This window comes from Pinirhizobacter sp. (assembly GCF_036499745.1).
Lineage (GTDB): Bacteria > Pseudomonadota > Gammaproteobacteria > Xanthomonadales > Rhodanobacteraceae > Pinirhizobacter.
In genome coordinates this window covers 1-16,190 of record NZ_DASYDG010000045.1, presented here as the reverse complement: position 1 = coordinate 16,190, position 16,190 = coordinate 1, and the positions used below count along the sequence as shown (strand labels likewise).

The following is a 16,190-nucleotide window of genomic DNA, read 5'->3' as shown; positions in this document are numbered from 1 at the left end:
CTACCTTAAGACACGCCGGCGAGGTGCGTGCAGGTCAGCGTGTCACCCACCACCAGGCCCTTGCCGGGACGCTCGATCAGCCAGTCCAGCTGGAATTCGCCCGACGACACCGGTGAGTAGACGAACTGCTGGGCAGGCTGGCCATCGACTAGCGTCCAGGCAAGTTTGCCGCCAACCTGTCCGGGTGAGTGGAAGGTTCGCATGCCACCGGATGAGTCGACGATGCCGGCGACCCACTGGCCCGCCTTCGCGTCGAAGGCCCATGTTTCAACCGAATGATAATTCCCCAGGGTTGGAACGTCGTCCTGTGTTTTGATGATGCCCTTGCCGGCCAATGCGCGTGTAAACGACACCGTGGAGGCGATGGGCTTGTTGCTCGAAGCGAAATGGCCCTCGCAGGCCCAGTGGCCGATGTACGGGGCGAAGAGGGCGGCATCCCCAGGCGAATCCGTTGCTGCATGGCCGACGCCGGCCGCAGCCAGGACAGCGAGGCCGACGGCCACCGGGTAGCGACTCATTGATAGTCTGATCATCGATAACACCGCGCGTGGCCTGGTACTCCAAATTAATGCGGGGCGCAGGTCGCACGCAGTGCTGGAAGTCAGGGACACCGTGCCGGGCTGGTCAGGCCAGGCGGCGCCCAGCCACATGGCTTTGCCGCAAAAGCGGGCCGCCGATCCAATAGCACAGCTCGGCCGGATCACGCACGTTCCACACCGCGATGTCCGCGCGCTTGCCCGGCTCAAGCGTACCTCGGTCACTTAAGCCCAGGGCGCGGGCGGCATGCACGGTGACGCCGGCGAGGGCTTCTTCGGGTGTCATGCGGAACAGCGTGCAGGCCATCCCCGCCGCCATCCGAAGCGACAGCAATGGCGACGTGCCGGGATTGCAGTCGGTCGCTACGGCCATCGGCACGCGATGTTCCCGCAGGGTGTCCAGTGGGGGCAGTTTCGTCTCGCGCAGCGCGTAGAAGGCACCAGGCAACAACACGGCGACCGTCCCGGCATCGGCCATGGCGCGCACGCCCGATTCAGACAAGTGCTCCAGGTGATCGGCCGACAGCCCGCCGAACTCGGCCACCAGTGCCGCGCCGTCCATGTCGGAAAGCTGCTCGGCGTGTAGCTTCACCGGTAAGCCAAGCGCTTGGGCGCGTTCGAATACCCGGCGCGTTTCCTCGCGATCGAAACCGATCCCCTCGCAGAAGGCATCCACCGCATCCACCAGGCCCTCGGCAGCCAGCAGAGGCAGCATTTCGTCGCAGACCTTGTCGACATAACCTGCGCGGTCGTCCTTGTGCTCGGCGGGCAGGGCGTGCAGGCCGAGGAAAGTAGTACGCACGCAAACGCCCAGTTGCACGCCCAGTTCGCGCGCCACGCGCAGCATGCGCCGCTCGGCCGGCAAGTCCAGGCCATAGCCGGACTTGATCTCCACCGTGGTCACGCCATCGGCGATCAGGGCGCGCGCACGCGGGGCGCTTTGGGCAAACAGTTTCGCCTCGGTTGACTCCCGAACGGCCCGCACGGTAGACGCGATGCCGCCCCCGGCACGAGCGATTGCTTCGTAGCTTTCGCCCTTCAGCCGCATGTCGAATTCCTGGGCGCGGTTGCCACTGAACACCAGGTGGGTGTGGCAATCGATCAGCCCGGGTGTTACCAGCCCGCCATCGAGGTCGAGCACATGCTCAGCCAGTTCCATCGGCCGGCCGGGCAGGTCGCCCGATGGCCCACAAAAGGCGATGCGCCCATCCGCCCACGCCAGCGCGCCGCGCTCGACCAGGCCATACGGCTCGTTTCCGGCAAAGGTTGCCAGGCGGGCGTTTACCAGCAATGTGTCCCAGCGTTGTGTCATGGCGTGTTCGTCCAGGCGCTTTCCACCGTGCGCTCGCCCTGCCGGTCGAGCGCCCCGCCAAAATACGTCATTGAGGGTTCAAGTAGCCTCAGTATTGCGCGTCCAGCGCACTTCATAAAGGTCGAATCGACGGTCCTTCAGGTTGGTCACGGCGCCGGAGTTGCGCGCGCGCGCCAGGTTCTCAAGGCGAAGGTCGGCGAAGAGTACCGTCTCGGTATTGGGCGTGGAGTCCGCGGCGATGCCATCGCGGGCGAAGGGCAGGTCGCTGGGAGTAAGGATGCAGCTTTGTCCATACTGGATGTCGAAGTTGTTCACGCCGGGAAGGTTGCCGACGTTGCCCGATAGCACCACGTAGCACTGGTTCTCGATGGCGCGGGCCTGCGAACAGTAGCGCACGCGCAGGTAGCCTTCGCGAACGTCCGTGCAGAAGGGCACGAACAGGATCAACGCGCCCTGGTCGGTCAGGTGCCTTGCTACTTCCGGGAACTCGGAGTCGTAGCAGATCATCACCCCGATCGGGCCGCAGTCGGTGTTGATCATCGCCGCCGACTCCCCGCCGGTGACATTCCACACGTTGCGTTCGCTCGGCGTGGGATGGAGTTTTTCCCGCTCGTGGATGGAGCCGTCACGCAGGCACACATAGCAGACGTTGTGGATGTCGCCGTTGGGCATCCGCGTGGGATGCGAGCCGCCGATGATGTTGATGTTGAAGTTCACCGCCAGTCGCTGGAAGAGTTCACGCACCTGCGGGGTGTATTCGGAAAGCCTGCGGATCGAATCCACCGGGGAAAGCTCCGCGTTCTCGATGGAAAGAAGCTGCAGCGTGATGAGCTCGGGGAAGGTGACGAAGTCGGCGTCGTAGTCGGCGGCGATGTCGACGAAATATTCCACTTGCATGGCAAATTCTTCAAACGAGGAAATACGTCGCTGCATGTATTGCACCGATGCCACGCGCACCGTGTCCGGGAGCGCCCGGGGTTGAGATACGGTGGGGATATCCGGATGGTCATGCAGGCGCGGGTTGCGCCAGACCAGGTGCGCGGCATAGCCAAGCGATTCATGGTCGGACGGTACATATTCGCGCAGCAGGCCAACCATCTCGAAGCCGTTGCGAAGCTGGAAGCTCAGGGTAAGGTCGCGGCGTGCGCCATCCACCACGGCCTGGACGTATTTCTCGGCCGTTCCGTAACGCTGCAGGTTGCGTGCAAGGCCGGGGATGCGGCCGCCGAAGACGATGCCGCGAAGCTTGAGGTCCATGCACAGGCGTTTGCGGGCCTGGTAGAGGCGCTGGCCGATGCGCATGCCGCGGAAGTCCGGGTGTACGACCACTTCCATGCCGTAGAGCCAGTTGCCCTTCGGATCGTGGCGCGAGGCGAACCCGCCGCCGGTGACCTGCATCCAGGTGTGGGGCGCCAGGGCTACCGCTTCGGCGATCCGGAAGGTAGCGCAGTAGCCGACGATGGTGCCCTCGTATTCCACGACGAACTGGCCTTCGGGGAAGTGCGACTGCTGGGCCTGGAGCATGGCGGCGGAATGGCCCCACTCGGCGGTGTAGACCCGCGCGGTGAGCGCCACCAACTGGGGTACGTCGGCAGGGCGGGCCTCGCGAAGCTGCAGTTGCGGTCCGTCGGTCGGACGCGTGCCGGTGGCGGCGTGATCGGTCATGGGAGAGCTGCCTGCGTGGGGGAGAGGGCGGCACACGGCCCATGCTGCCGATCCGGCCGTGAAGAAATCCTGTCACGCTGCGTTTGAAGCGACAAGCTTCGCTTGCCGGGAAGCCAACGGGCGGTGCATTGCGTACCATGGCCGCCTGGGCGTGGCGCGGGCCGCGCAGTCCATCATGGAGCGCCATGTCGTTGTCAACCTATCGTGCCGACTACGCCTGGCAAGGCCATCGCTGGTGCCAGGACACCGTGCTTGACGTGCGCGATGGGCACTTCGTGATCGATGACCAGGCAGTGGCAAACGGGTCATCGACCCGGCTGGGCAAGTATGTGCTGCCCGGCATGCCCAACCTGCATTCGCACGCTTTCCAGCGCGCCATGGCCGGCATGGCCGAGCGTCGCGGGCCCGGTGACGACAGTTTCTGGACCTGGCGTGAGGCCATGTACGGATTCGCCCAGCGTATCGGCCCGGACGACCTCAAGGCCATCGCCGCGCAGCTTTACGTGGAAATGCTCCAGGCCGGCTATACCCACGTATGCGAGTTCCACTACCTGCATCATCAACCCGACGGTTCGCCATGGTCCGATCCAGCGGCGATGTCGCAGGCGATTGTGGAGGCGGCGGAAGAGGCCGGCATCGGCTTGACCTTGCTGCCCGTGCTGTACATGACCGGGGGTTTCGATGGCCGGCCGCTGGGTGAACGCCAGCGGCGTTTCGGCCACACGGTGGACGCTTACCTGCGTCTTGTCGATTCGCTGCGCGCCGGCGATGGCACGCGCAAGACTACCGGTGTAGCCCTGCACTCGCTTCGCGCCGTGCAGCCCGACGCCATCCAGGCCGTGCTGGGTGCTATTGCGCGGGAGATGCCCGTGCACATCCACATCGCCGAGCAGGTGCCGGAAGTGGACGAATGCCTGGCATTGCGAGGCTGCCGTCCCGTGCAATGGCTGCTCGATAGCGTTGCAGTGGATGCGCGGTGGTGCCTGGTGCATGCCACGCACCTTGATTCCGGCGAAACACGCGCCCTGGCGCAATCGGGCGCGGTGGCGGGCCTTTGCCCCACCACCGAGGCCAACCTCGGCGATGGACTTTTTCCCCTGGCGCCCTTCATCGACCAGGGCGGCGTGCTGGGTATCGGTTCGGATTCCCATATCTCCGTTTCGCCGGTAGAGGAACTGCGCTGGCTGGAGTACGGCCAACGCCTGGTGGCGCGGCAGCGCAACGTGGCCGCCCGCCAGGCGGGCCAGAGCGTGGGCGAATCGTTGTTCGAGCGGTCCCTGGCCGGTGGGGCCGCCGCCTCGGGAACGACCATCGGCACGATTGCCCATAAAGCGCGGGCCGACCTGATCGTCCTGGACGATACCTCGCCGTTACTGATGGCGCGCGACCCTGGCCATGCCATGGACAGTTTCATCTTCTCAGGCAACGTGCCTCTCGTGCGCGATGTGATGGTGGCGGGGCGTTGGGTGGTCCGCGACGGCCAGCACATCGAGCAGTCGCGTATCACCGACCGCTACCGCCGCACCGTGGAAAGACTCAAGGCATGAGCCGCTCGGGGCGCGCGATTGTCCTGGCCCTGGTCTCGGCTCTTTTCTTCACCATGACCTACGTGCTCAATCGCGCCTCGGTTGGAAACGGCGGGGCGTGGCAGTGGACGGTGATCCTGCGCTACGTGTTTACCTTGCCGTTCCTCGGCCTGGCATTGCCTTTTGCCGGTGGCCTGGGTGGCTTGCCCAGCGAACTTCGGCAGCACCCGCGGGCGTGGCTGATGTGGAGCACGGTAGGTTTTGTGCTGTTCGGCATGCCGTTGACGTGGGCTGCAAGCAGCGGCCCTTCGTGGCTCATTGCCGGCAGTTTTGGTGCCACGGTGCTGGCAGGGCCTTTGCTTGCGCCTTTCATTTATCACGATGAGCGTCGCCGCGTGGCGTGGCACGCACTGGCCGTGGGCGTGGTGATCCTTGCCGGGATACTTGCCCTGCAGTGGGGGCATGCAGGCGGCCATCTTGATGCCCGCGCCTGGTGGGCGGTGGCGGCGGTGGTGTTCTCGGCATTTGCTTATCCATTGGGTAACCGCATGGTGCTGTTGCACCTGGAGCGTACAGGCACATCGATGGGTGCCTTGCAGCGCGCCTTCGGCATGACGTTATCCAGTTGGCCGGCATGGCTGGTGGTGACCGTGGTGACATGGTGGACGATCGGACCTCCGACCCTACGCGTGGCGCTGTTGGCCGCCGGCGTGGCCTTGTCGTCAGGAGTGGTCGCCACCGCGCTGTTCTTCAAGGCAACGCACATGGTGGGCCGGCGGCCGGTGGCGCTGGCGGCAGTGGAGGCCATGCAGGCGGCGGAATTGTTGTTTGCCACGGTGCTGGGCGTTTGCTTCCTTGGTGAATCGTTCCCCCATGGCATCGCCGCGTGGGGCGCGGTAGCGATCGTGCTAGGCATCGCCGCCTTCAGCTGGATCACCGCCCGCGAAGAAGTTCCCCTGGTCGAGGGCGATCGCGGAGCCTGACCTGCGACTTTTCGCCAGGGCATGGTCGGCGCGCACGGCGGTAGCGTGGAGGCCTTGCCGGGAACCGGCGGGGAGACCACCATGCGCATCATGCTTTCCCTGGGCGAGCCCCCGCAATTCACGACATGAGCGATTCTGCGCCAAGAATCCTGGTAATCGACGATGAACCGCAGATCCGGCGGTTCCTCGACATCGGCTTGCGCGCGGAGGGCTACACCGTGATCACCGCCGCTACCGCTGAAGAAGGATTGGCCCAGGCGGCCACCCAGCAGCCGGACCTGGTAATCCTGGACATCGGCCTGCCAGATCGTGACGGCCACGAGGTATTGGCGGAGTTGCGCCAGTGGACCCAGGTACCGGTACTGATGCTGAGCGTTCGCGATGGTGAGCGCGAGAAGGTGCATGCGCTGGACCACGGTGCGAACGATTACATGACCAAGCCGTTCGGTATCCAGGAGCTGATGGCACGCCTGCGCGTGCTCCTTCGTAACCGCGGAGCGGAACCTGCCGCCCCCCCGCGCTACGATGACGGCCACCTCGTGGTGGACCTGGCTCGTCGCGAAGTGTTCCTCGATGGCAATTCGCTGGCGCTTACGCGCAAGGAGTATGCGGTGCTGGCGCACCTTTTGCGCCATGCCGGACGGGTGGTCACCCAGCAACAGTTGTTGCGGGAGATATGGGGCGCGACGCATGCGCAGGATACCCATTACCTGCGTATCGTCATGGGTCGCCTGCGGCACAAGCTCAACGACGATGCCGCCGCGCCGCGCTGGCTGAAGACTGAACCAGGCGTGGGATATCGGTTCGTGGGCGGCGCCCCGGCTTAAATTCCGGCCGGGCCGATCACGGCGATTGTGCGGGTGCCGCCAATGCCGGCTGCAACGGTGCCAGGCTGCCATCGTTGGGCAGCGGCTGCAGGCCGAGCAGGTGCATGACCAGGTCGTAGACATCCACGTTGGGGAATTCACCGATGGTCACGCCGCGGCCGAAGGACGGCCCGTTGGCGATGAACAACGCCCGCATCGATGGATCGGCATTGTCGTATCCGTGCTGGCCCAGTGACATCGGGTCCTTCCGCTTGGCCAGCGCGGCCTTGGTGGTGACCTGCCAGCCCACGTCGGGCAGGCAGACAATCGCCGGCACACGCTCGTGGTGGCCATAGTCAAAGCGTGCGGGAATATCCGCCTTTCGCCAGCAGGCCATGTGCTCGTGCGGGGCAAGCAACGCAGCTTGTGCCCTGGTGAAGTCATGCCCGGCCAGCGGGTTGAAGCTTGGCAAGGTTCCGGTGGCGACCACGTCGACGGTGGAAGGATCCACGATGTCGTCGACCAGGATCACCTGGTTGGCAGGGGTGGCGGCCATGCCGTGGTCGGACACCACAATCAGGTCGACGCTCCCCAGCAGGTTCCGTTGCCCAAGGCCGGCGATGAGGTGCGCCATAACATGGTCGGTCTCGGCGATGGCCTGGTCCACTTCTTTGGAATCAGGTCCGAACTTGTGGCCCTGGTGGTCCACCGCATCGAAGTAGAGCGTTGCAAGGCGCGGGCGTTGAGCAGGCGGGACGTCGAGCCATGCCAACAGCTGGTCGACACGCGCGTCGGGCTTCAGTTTGCCGTCCCACGGCAGGTAGTGGGTGGGCCTGATGCCTTCGATCGCCGCTTCCGAGCCTGGCCAGAACATCGTTGCCGCGCGGATGCCATGACGCTCCGCGGTGACCCATACAGGTTCGGCATCTTCCCACCAGCGTCCATCGGCGACAGCCGCGCGTTTGGCCATGGAAAAGCGGCCCAGGGCGGGATCGACCATCGTGTTGTTGACGATACCGGAATGGTCTGGAACTTTGCCGGTGACGATGGCGTAGTGGTTGGGGAAGGTCAGCGACGGGAACGACGGCTGCATGGCGGTGGCATGGACGCCGGTGGCAGCGAGCTTTTCCAAGGTGGGGCTCAAGTGCCGGTCGAGGTAGTCGGCGCGATAGCCATCGATGGACACCAGCAGCACGATGCGCTCCTTCGCCGGGGCAGGCGCTGGGGTCGGCGGCGTTGTGGCACAGCCGGAAAGCAGGGCCACGGCAAGGAGCAGGCAGGGAATATTTTTCATACGGGGCAGGGCGGGAACGGCGGAAGACCTCCCATCATGGCAAATTCCCATGACGGCTTCACGGCATGCTGCGCCATGCCTTTCCCTGGGCAGAGCGCCCCCCGCATAATCGGAAGCTTACGCATCGCGCCGAGGGCATCATGACCGCACCCACCCGCATCGACACCACCCGCATCGTCCGTGCCCCGCGCGGCACACACTTAAGCTGTCGCAGCTGGCTTACCGAGGCGCCGTTCCGCATGCTGCAGAACAACCTCGATCCGGACGTGGCGGAGAACCCTGCGGAACTGGTGGTTTATGGCGGCATTGGCCGGGCAGCGCGTAACTGGGAATGCTTCGACGCCATCCTGCGTGCCCTGCGCGAGCTGCGGGACGACGAAACCCTGCTGGTGCAATCGGGCAAGCCCGTGGGCGTGTTTCCCACCCACGGCGACGCCCCTCGCGTGCTGATCGCCAATTCCAACCTGGTGCCGGCCTGGGCCAATTGGGAACACTTCAACGAGCTCGATCGCAAGGGCTTGATGATGTATGGCCAGATGACCGCAGGTTCCTGGATCTACATCGGCTCGCAGGGCATCGTGCAGGGTACCTACGAGACCTTCGTCGAAATGGGCCGCCAGCACTACGGCGGAAGTCTTGCGGGCAAGTGGGTCCTCACCGCGGGCCTGGGCGGCATGGGTGGCGCACAGCCACTTGCGGCAAGCCTTGCCGGTGCATCGTCGCTCACCATTGAATGCCAGCAGAGCCGCATCGATTTCCGCCTGAAAACCCGTTATGTCGACGAGCAGGCCACCGATCTCGACGACGCGCTGGCGCGGATCGCGAAGTACACCGCGGCAGGTGAGGCAAAATCCGTGGCGCTGCTTGGCAACGCCGCCGACGTGTTGCCCGAGCTGGTGCGCCGCGGCGTGCGGCCGGATGCCGTCACCGACCAGACCAGCGCGCATGACCCGGTGAATGGTTACCTGCCCACTGGCTGGACGGTGGAGGAATGGTTCGAGCGGAGGAAGTCCGAGCCCGAGGCCACCCGTGACGCGGCGATGCGTTCCATGCGCACCCACGTGGAAGCCATGCTGGCCTTTCATGCCCAGGGCGTACCCACCTTCGACTATGGCAACAACATCCGCCAGATGGCCAAGAACGAGGGGCTTTCCAACGCATTCGACTTCCCCGGCTTCGTTCCGGCATTCGTGCGGCCGCTGTTCTGCCGCGGCATCGGACCATTCCGCTGGGTGGCGCTCTCAGGCGATCCGGAAGACATCTACAAGACCGACGCCAAGGTCAAGGAACTGATCCCCGACGACACCAACCTGCATCGCTGGCTGGACATGGCCCGCGAACGCATCAGCTTCCAGGGCCTGCCCGCGCGCATCTGCTGGGTGGGCCTGGGTGTCCGCCACAAGCTTGGCCTTGCCTTCAACGAGATGGTTCGCAACGGTGAACTGAAAGCGCCCGTGGTGATTGGTCGTGACCACCTTGATTCAGGTTCCGTTGCCAGCCCCAACCGCGAGACCGAAGCCATGCGCGATGGCAGCGACGCGGTAAGCGACTGGCCGCTGCTGAACGCCATGCTTAACGTGGCCGGTGGCGCAACCTGGGTAAGCCTGCATCACGGCGGTGGCGTGGGCATGGGTTACAGCCAGCACTCAGGCGTGGTGATTGTCTGCGACGGTACCGCCGATGCCGACCGCCGCATCGCGCGCGTGCTGTGGAACGATCCCGGCACTGGCGTGATGCGCCACGCCGATGCGGGATATCCCGATGCCATTGCCTGCGCGAGGGAGCAGGGGCTTAACCTGCCGATGACCTGAGATTCGTGGCTGTCACCGTGACGCGGTCGCCTGCGTCCAGTCACGGTATAGCGCCGGATACAGTTTCTTCAGGTTGGCCACCTTCGGCGCATCGTTGATCACGATGTACATGCTGTCGGGGTGAAGCCGTGCGTAGTCCTGGTGGTAGCTCTCGGCCGGGTAGAAGGCCTTCAGTGGCTGCACCTGGGTCACGATCGGCGCGTCGAACACCTTGGCCTTGTCCAGCTGCGCGATGTACGCGGATGCCTCGCGCTGCTGGCCGGCTGACGTGGTGAATACGACCGAGCGGTACTGCGTGCCGGAATCAGGGCCCTGGCGATCTTTCTCGGTGGGGTCGAGCCCCACGGAGAAGAACACCTTCAACAGGGTGCCGTAGCTCACCTGTTTTGGGTCGTACACCACGCGGACGGACTCCGCGTGGCCGGTGTCACCGTCGCTGACTTCGTCGTAGTGAGCGGTTTTAGCCTCGCCACCGGAATAGCCGGTGGTCGCCGATTTCACTCCCTTGGTGTGTTCGAAGACGGCCTCGATACCCCAGAAGCAGCCGCCTGCGAACACGGCCACCTCATCGCCGCCGGCGGCGGTCGTAGATGAAGCGACGGGATCGGGCAGGGCGAGACCTTCGGTGTGTGCGTAGGCGAAGCCAGCACAGGTGGCGGCAATGGCCAGGGCGGCGACCAGGGGAAGACGACGGATCATGGGAGACAACCTCGCTGCATGGGCCGGAAGGGCCCTGCCAAGAAGACCGGTGAATGGCCCGATTCCATACAGCCCTATCAAGTTAGCGGGGGCCATGTCGATAATGATCTGTAGCCTGCTGTCGACGAGAAGCCTTCGCGGCGCCAGATACATCGGGGTCATTCGCTAACCTGTTGATGGCGCGGCGATTATGGCAATGGCTGGCATTGGGGTGAGACGTGGCCTACGAACTGGTCGAACGCAGGGTGGACGTGGGGAACCTGGAGATCGGCATGTTCGTGTGCCGGCTTGACCGGCCATGGGACGGCACCCCCTTTCCCCTGCAGGGCATCGAGATCGGATCGCCTGACGATATCGAGAGCCTCGCGACATGGTGCGAGTTCGTCTACGTCGATGCACAGCGTCGGGTGGCGGCCGATACCCGCCTGCAGTCGTTGCGCAAGCGGATCCAGAGCGGCAACCGCTTCCAGCGCGCGGTGGTATACGCCGACACGGCAACATTCGACGAAGAGGCGCCACGCGCCCGGGAAGCCTTCGACAATGCCACGCAGTCGATCGGCAAGATCATGCAGGACATTGCCGATACCGGCGTGATCTCGCCGGAGGACGTCGACCGCGCGGTCCGCCCCCTGGTGGAAAGCATATTGCGCTCCAGCGATGCCTTCTTCTGGATCGACGCCCTGCGCCGGCGCGATAGCTACATCTATAACCATGCGATCGGCTGCAGTGCCCTGGCTGCATCTTTCGGCCGTCACATGGGCTTCGCCGAGGAGACCATCGTCAGCATGGCTGCAGGCGGCCTGTTGCTGGACGTTGGCAAGTCGCAGCTGCCGGAGGAATTGTTCGCAAGGCAAGGACCGCTCGAATACGACGAAATGATGCTGGTGCGCACCCACGTGGCCGAAGGGATGGATATCCTCGACCGGTCAGCCATGCTCGACAGTGAAGTGCGCGACATGGTCCGCACGCACCATGAGCGCGTTGACGGCAGCGGTTATCCCGATGGCCTGGCCGGCACGGCCATTCCGCTGGCCGGTCGCATGGGCGCGATCATCGACACTTACCACGCGATGTGCTCCTCGCGGCCACACGCCGCGGCGCTCTCACGCCACCAGGCCCTGCGTCGCATCTACAGTGCGCGAGAGACAGAGTTCCAGGGCGAACTGGTGGAGCAGTTCCAGGCCTGCCTGGGCGTGTATCCCACGGGGTCCCTGGTGGAACTCAACAGTGGCGAAGTGGCCATCGTGATGGTGCAGAACCAGTCCCGTCGCCTGCAGCCGAAGGTGGTGATCCTTACCGACCGTACCAAGTCGCCCACCGCGGACTTCATCGTGGTCGACCTTATCGCAGAGACGGGTGAGGATCGTCGCGAAGTCATCCGAACGCTGCCGGTGGGTGCTTACGGCATTGATCCTGCGGACTATTTCCTGTCATGACACCGCGGGCCAACCTGTTCAGTGCGATCCAGGTGATGCTGGACAGGCAGGCCGAGGACGCGATCTGCGGCGTACTGGTGCTGCGGCTGCGCGGCATGCGCGAGGCGCAGCTGCGCCACGGCTACGACTTCGGCAATCAGATCATGCGCGCGGCGTACGCGCGCATCGAGCGGCTGTTGCGCCACGTGGACAGGGTGTTCGAAGCAGGCGAGGATACCTTCATCGCGGTACTCCCGGCGTTGCGTAACCCTACGCATGCCTTGCTTGCGGCCACGCGGCTTATGAGTGCCTTCGAAGAACCCCTCGCCTGCCCAGGCCGCCCGTGGATCGGTCGAGCGGTGGTGGGTGCTGCCCTTTACGCTGAACACGGTGTGGATGCCGAGCTGCTGTGCCGCCGGGCCGAGATGGCCCATGACGAAGCCATACGCACCGGCGAACCGTTCGCCATGTACGAGACCGAAGGCACCCGGATCGAGATCCTCTACGGTGAACTTCGCGACGACATCGAAGCCAATCGCCTGGAGGTCTACTTCCAGCCCCAGGTACATTGCGAAAGTGGAAAGGTTGCCCGCGTCGAATCGCTCAGCCGGTGGACATCGGCCACGCGCGGCATGGTGATGCCCTCGGATTTCATCCCGTTTGCCGAGCGTAGCGACCTTATCGTCCCGCTCACGCGCTGGAACCTCAACGCCAGCCTCCGCCACGCCGCGGCCATGCGCGACGCGCATGTCATGCTTGATGTCTCGGTGAACCTGTCACCGCGCGTTTTCGTCGAAAGAGGCTTTACGGAACAGTTCCTGGGCGCGCTGGAGATATGGAACGTGCCGGCTGAAAACGTGATCGTGGAAGTGACCGAAACGGCGATCCTTACCGATCTTGAGATGAGCGTGCGCGTATTGCGTCGGCTTCGCGACCGGGGCGTGCGGGTGGCCATCGATGACTTCGGTACCGGTTATGCATCGTTCTCGTACCTTCGGCACTTTCCGGCAACGGAACTGAAGATCGACAAGTCGTTCGTGGGCACCATGGCCGATGATTCCCATACCGGCCAGCTGGTCGGCGCGATGATCGACGTAGCCCGCCGCATGAAACTGGAATCGGTGGCCGAGGGCGTTGAAGACGCAGCCACCATGGACCAGCTGATCGGCATGGGTTGTGACTACCTGCAGGGCTATCACCTCGGGCGTCCGGCGCCTGCGTTGCACTATGTGCAAGAGCGTTCGCGCGAAGCTGCTGCCACGGCCTGACCCGTCCCGTTCACGGTTTCAATCCAGGGCCATCGTCCTTCCCGCCATGGAACTTGCCTGCGCCGCCACGATTACCCGCATCACGTCGAGGGCCTCCTCGCCGGTCACTGGCGGTGGCACACCATCAACGATCGCCCGCGCCACACCCGCGTAGTAACGGGTGTAAGCACCGGTGTGCAATGGCATGACCGTTTCCGTTCCGTCGCCCGAGGTGAGCACACCCGGACGGGCAGCGGGAGGCCAGGAGGCGTTTCCAGGCCCCTGGCCGGCACGCAATAGTGCCTCCTGGCCATCGAGCCCACGCGTGGTGAAGCTGCCACGTTCGCCGTGCACCATGAAACGCGCACCGTGGTCCGCGGCCAGCGAAGTTCCATGCAGCACCACCCGGCGCCGGCCGTAGTGCAGTTGAATGTGGAAGTAGTCCGGGGCGGCCGCCTGGGGCCGCTGCACCAGCACATCGGCCGTCACGGCTTCAGGCATGCCGAACAAATGCAGCGCCTGGTCGGCCAGGTGCGAGCCCAGGTCGAAGAGGACGCCCGTGCCTTCCCCGGTGCCTTCGCGCCATCCCGGCTTGATCGCCGGGCGGTAACGGTCGAAGTGCGATTCCAGGTAATTGACCTGGCCCAGAACATCGCGAGCCAGGAGATCCTGCACGGTAAGGAAATCGTCGTCCCATCGGCGGTTGTGGAACACGCTTAGCATCCGCTTGGCATCGGCGGCGGCATCGATCAGTTCGCGCGCCTGCCCAGGATCCAGCGCCATGGGTTTATCGATCACCACGTGCTTGCCGGCAGCGAGTGCCTGCATGGCCAGGGGATGATGGGTCTGGTTGGGGGTGGCGATGACCACCAGCTCGATATCTGTCGCCGCGATCAGCGCCGCCGGGTCGGCATCGACATTCACGCCGGGGTGGTCAGCTTCAATCGCCTGCCTGCGGCTGCTTGCCACCCGACGCAGGGCGAGGCCGGCTTCGGCCGCGATCAATGGCGCATGGAAGAACGCGCCGGCCGTGCCGTAGCCGATGAGGCCGGTGCCGATCCTGGCCATGGGGATTCTCCTTGGAGGGCAAGCTCCCGAGTGTAGTGCCAGCGGCAGAACCGGCTGTCGGCGAGCCAGTGCTATTCTGGGTGATTGCCCCGTCATAACGAAAACCCGTGGCCCTTAAATCCATCGTGTTCAAGGCCGACCTCCAGGTCAGCGACATGGACCGCAACTATTACCAGCCTCATGCGCTGACGATCGCCCAGCATCCGTCGGAGACCGACGAGCGGATGATGGTTCGGCTGCTGGCGTTTGCCCTGCATGCCGACGACGCCCTGGCCTTCGGCAAGGGCCTGAGTTCGGATGACGAGCCGGACCTCTGGCGCAAGGAGCTTACCGGCGAGATCGACCTGTGGATCGAGGTGGGCCAGCCCGACGAACAGCGCATCCGCCGTGCCTGCGGGCGAGCTAAACGCGTGGTGGTGTACGCCTATGGCGGCCGTGGTGCCGAGGTCTGGTGGAAGAAGACGGCAGCAGGCATTGGCCGGGCGAAGAACGTCACTGTGATCGACATCGCACCCGCCACCACCGCTGCGCTCGCCGCGCTTACCCGGCGCACCATGCAACTGCAGTTGTTCGTGCAGGATGGCCACGTCCAGCTGATGGGCGAAGAAGCCATCGTCCCGGTGGAACTGACCGTGCTGGCAGGGTCCCTGGAAGAGGCGCGCGCTTAAAGATCAGTCCGGCTAGGATGGGCGCCCTGACTTCTTGTGCGAAGGAATTCCTGGTGACATCCCGGCTCCGCCTTGTCCTGATCGTGCTTGCCCTTGGCCTGGGTGCCGCCGCCGGTGCCTATGCGCTGGCGCCCACCGCGGCCCACCGCAGCTTCACCGTGACCTTACCCGCCAGCGCCAGCGCGCCGGTGTCCGGTCGGCTGCTTGTGTTCGTTACCGACGCCAAAGCCGCGCGCGCCGCCGCCAAAGACGGCAAGGTGGTGAGCGTGGACACCAACCCATTTTCGCCCAAGGCCGCGACCGTCATCGCGCGCGAGGTCGGGCATCTGGAACCGGGTCAGGCCGTCGTCGTGGACGGTGACACCGAATCCTTCCCGCAGGGGCTCTCGCAGTTGCCAGCGGGCGACTACCTGGCCCAGGCCGTACTCGATACTGACCACAGCTACGATTACAACGGCCGCGGGGCAGGCGACCTGGTCAGCAAAGTGGTGCCGGTAACCCTGGGCAATGCCGCAGCTCCGGCCCTGGTGCTGGACACGGTGCAGGCCGGACGCGACCCATGGACGGCTTCGCCCAAAGCAGCGCCGGGCATGCAGGACATGCTCACCGCCGCGCGCCCGCACACCACCGCGATCGATTTCCAGAGCCCGGCGCTCATGGCGTTCTGGGGCCGTCCGATCCCGATGAAGGGCTGGGTGCTCACACCGCCCGATTACGATGCGAAGTCGCCAGGGACCTGGCCGGTGGTGTACTACACACATGGTTTCGGCGCCACGGCGGCGACGCTCACCACGCAGCTGGCCAACGTGTGGCAGGCCATGCAGAAGGGCCAGATGCCACCGATGATCTGGGTCTTCCTGGATGAATCCAGTCCCACCGGCACGCATGAATTCGCCGACTCGGTGAATAACGGCCCGTGGGGCCAGGCCCTCACCGCCGAACTCATTCCGTACCTCGAAAAAAATTACCGCATGGATGCGCGGGTGGACGGGCGTTTCCTCAATGGCCATTCGTCCGGCGGCTGGGCCACGTTGTGGCTGCAGGTGCGCTACCCGAAAATTTTCGGCGGTACCTGGTCGACCTCGCCGGATCCTTCGGATTTCCACGATTTCACCGGCGTCGATCTTTATGCGCCCAACGCCAACATGTATCGCAAGGCC

Annotated in this window: 14 protein-coding genes; 8 read left to right on the top strand and 6 right to left on the bottom strand. The window is 64.7% G+C overall.

What is annotated here, in order from left to right; all coding sequences use genetic code 11:
- Positions 1–5: 5 nt before the first annotated feature.
- From VGM61_RS15310 to VGM61_RS15300, 3 genes are all read right to left on the bottom strand, one after another.
- Positions 6–518 (bottom strand): hypothetical protein, encoded by a 513-nt coding sequence (locus tag VGM61_RS15310; RefSeq protein ID WP_331523722.1) that lies wholly within the window; start codon positions 516–518, stop codon positions 6–8.
- A 106-nt stretch (positions 519–624) separates the two neighbouring features.
- A complete protein-coding gene (gene hutI / locus VGM61_RS15305) occupies positions 625–1,848 on the bottom strand; it encodes an imidazolonepropionase (RefSeq protein ID WP_331523721.1) in 1,224 nt (407 codons plus the stop codon).
- A gap of 78 nt (positions 1,849–1,926) precedes the next feature.
- Positions 1,927–3,513, bottom strand: a complete 1,587-nt coding sequence (locus tag VGM61_RS15300) for a bifunctional GNAT family N-acetyltransferase/carbon-nitrogen hydrolase family protein (RefSeq protein ID WP_331523720.1) — start codon at positions 3,511–3,513, stop codon at positions 1,927–1,929.
- A gap of 185 nt (positions 3,514–3,698) precedes the next feature.
- Here VGM61_RS15300 and VGM61_RS15295 point away from each other — a divergent pair, with 185 nt between their 5' ends.
- The 3 genes from VGM61_RS15295 (at position 3,699) to VGM61_RS15285 (ending at position 6,849) form a co-directional block, all read left to right on the top strand.
- Positions 3,699–5,060 (top strand): formimidoylglutamate deiminase, encoded by a 1,362-nt coding sequence (locus tag VGM61_RS15295; RefSeq protein ID WP_331523719.1) that lies wholly within the window; start codon positions 3,699–3,701, stop codon positions 5,058–5,060.
- Positions 5,057–6,022: a multidrug resistance efflux transporter family protein gene (locus VGM61_RS15290; RefSeq protein ID WP_331523718.1), complete on the top strand. Its 966-nt coding sequence runs from the start codon at positions 5,057–5,059 to the stop codon at positions 6,020–6,022. Before VGM61_RS15295 ends, VGM61_RS15290 begins: the two co-directional genes overlap by 4 nt.
- Before the next feature lie 125 nt (positions 6,023–6,147).
- Positions 6,148–6,849 carry a response regulator transcription factor gene (locus tag VGM61_RS15285; RefSeq protein ID WP_331523717.1) on the top strand — a complete coding sequence of 234 codons (702 nt, stop codon included), beginning with the start codon at positions 6,148–6,150 and terminating at the stop codon, positions 6,847–6,849.
- Positions 6,850–6,865: 16 nt separating this feature from the next.
- On the opposite strand, the gene VGM61_RS15280 is transcribed toward VGM61_RS15285, so the two are convergent.
- Positions 6,866–8,122: an ectonucleotide pyrophosphatase/phosphodiesterase gene (locus VGM61_RS15280; RefSeq protein WP_331523715.1), complete on the bottom strand. Its 1,257-nt coding sequence runs from the start codon at positions 8,120–8,122 to the stop codon at positions 6,866–6,868.
- 140 nt (positions 8,123–8,262) lie between these two features.
- Here VGM61_RS15280 and hutU point away from each other — a divergent pair, with 140 nt between their 5' ends.
- A complete protein-coding gene (gene hutU / locus VGM61_RS15275) occupies positions 8,263–9,933 on the top strand; it encodes a urocanate hydratase (RefSeq protein ID WP_331523713.1) in 1,671 nt (556 codons plus the stop codon).
- A 12-nt stretch (positions 9,934–9,945) separates the two neighbouring features.
- Here hutU and msrA read toward each other — a convergent pair whose 3' ends face one another.
- Entirely contained in the window at positions 9,946–10,632 is a 687-nt protein-coding gene (gene msrA, locus VGM61_RS15270; protein WP_331523712.1) for a peptide-methionine (S)-S-oxide reductase MsrA, read from the bottom strand.
- 218 nt (positions 10,633–10,850) lie between these two features.
- On the opposite strand from msrA, the gene VGM61_RS15265 reads away from it, so the two are divergent.
- Both VGM61_RS15265 and VGM61_RS15260 read left to right on the top strand, forming a co-directional pair.
- Positions 10,851–12,068, top strand: coding sequence for an HD-GYP domain-containing protein (locus VGM61_RS15265; RefSeq protein ID WP_331523711.1), 1,218 nt, complete (start codon positions 10,851–10,853; stop codon positions 12,066–12,068).
- A complete protein-coding gene (locus VGM61_RS15260; RefSeq protein ID WP_331523710.1) occupies positions 12,065–13,315 on the top strand; it encodes a GGDEF domain-containing phosphodiesterase in 1,251 nt (416 codons plus the stop codon). Before VGM61_RS15265 ends, VGM61_RS15260 begins: the two co-directional genes overlap by 4 nt.
- An 18-nt stretch (positions 13,316–13,333) precedes the next feature.
- On the opposite strand, the gene VGM61_RS15255 is transcribed toward VGM61_RS15260, so the two are convergent.
- Positions 13,334–14,362 (bottom strand): oxidoreductase, encoded by a 1,029-nt coding sequence (locus tag VGM61_RS15255; RefSeq protein ID WP_331523709.1) that lies wholly within the window; start codon positions 14,360–14,362, stop codon positions 13,334–13,336.
- A 107-nt stretch (positions 14,363–14,469) separates the two neighbouring features.
- Here VGM61_RS15255 and VGM61_RS15250 point away from each other — a divergent pair, with 107 nt between their 5' ends.
- Positions 14,470–15,030, top strand: a complete 561-nt coding sequence (locus VGM61_RS15250) for a YaeQ family protein (protein WP_331523707.1) — start codon at positions 14,470–14,472, stop codon at positions 15,028–15,030.
- 83 nt (positions 15,031–15,113) lie between these two features.
- On the top strand, positions 15,114–16,190 hold a 1,077-nt coding region (locus VGM61_RS15245; RefSeq protein ID WP_414694901.1), incomplete at its 3' end, for an alpha/beta hydrolase.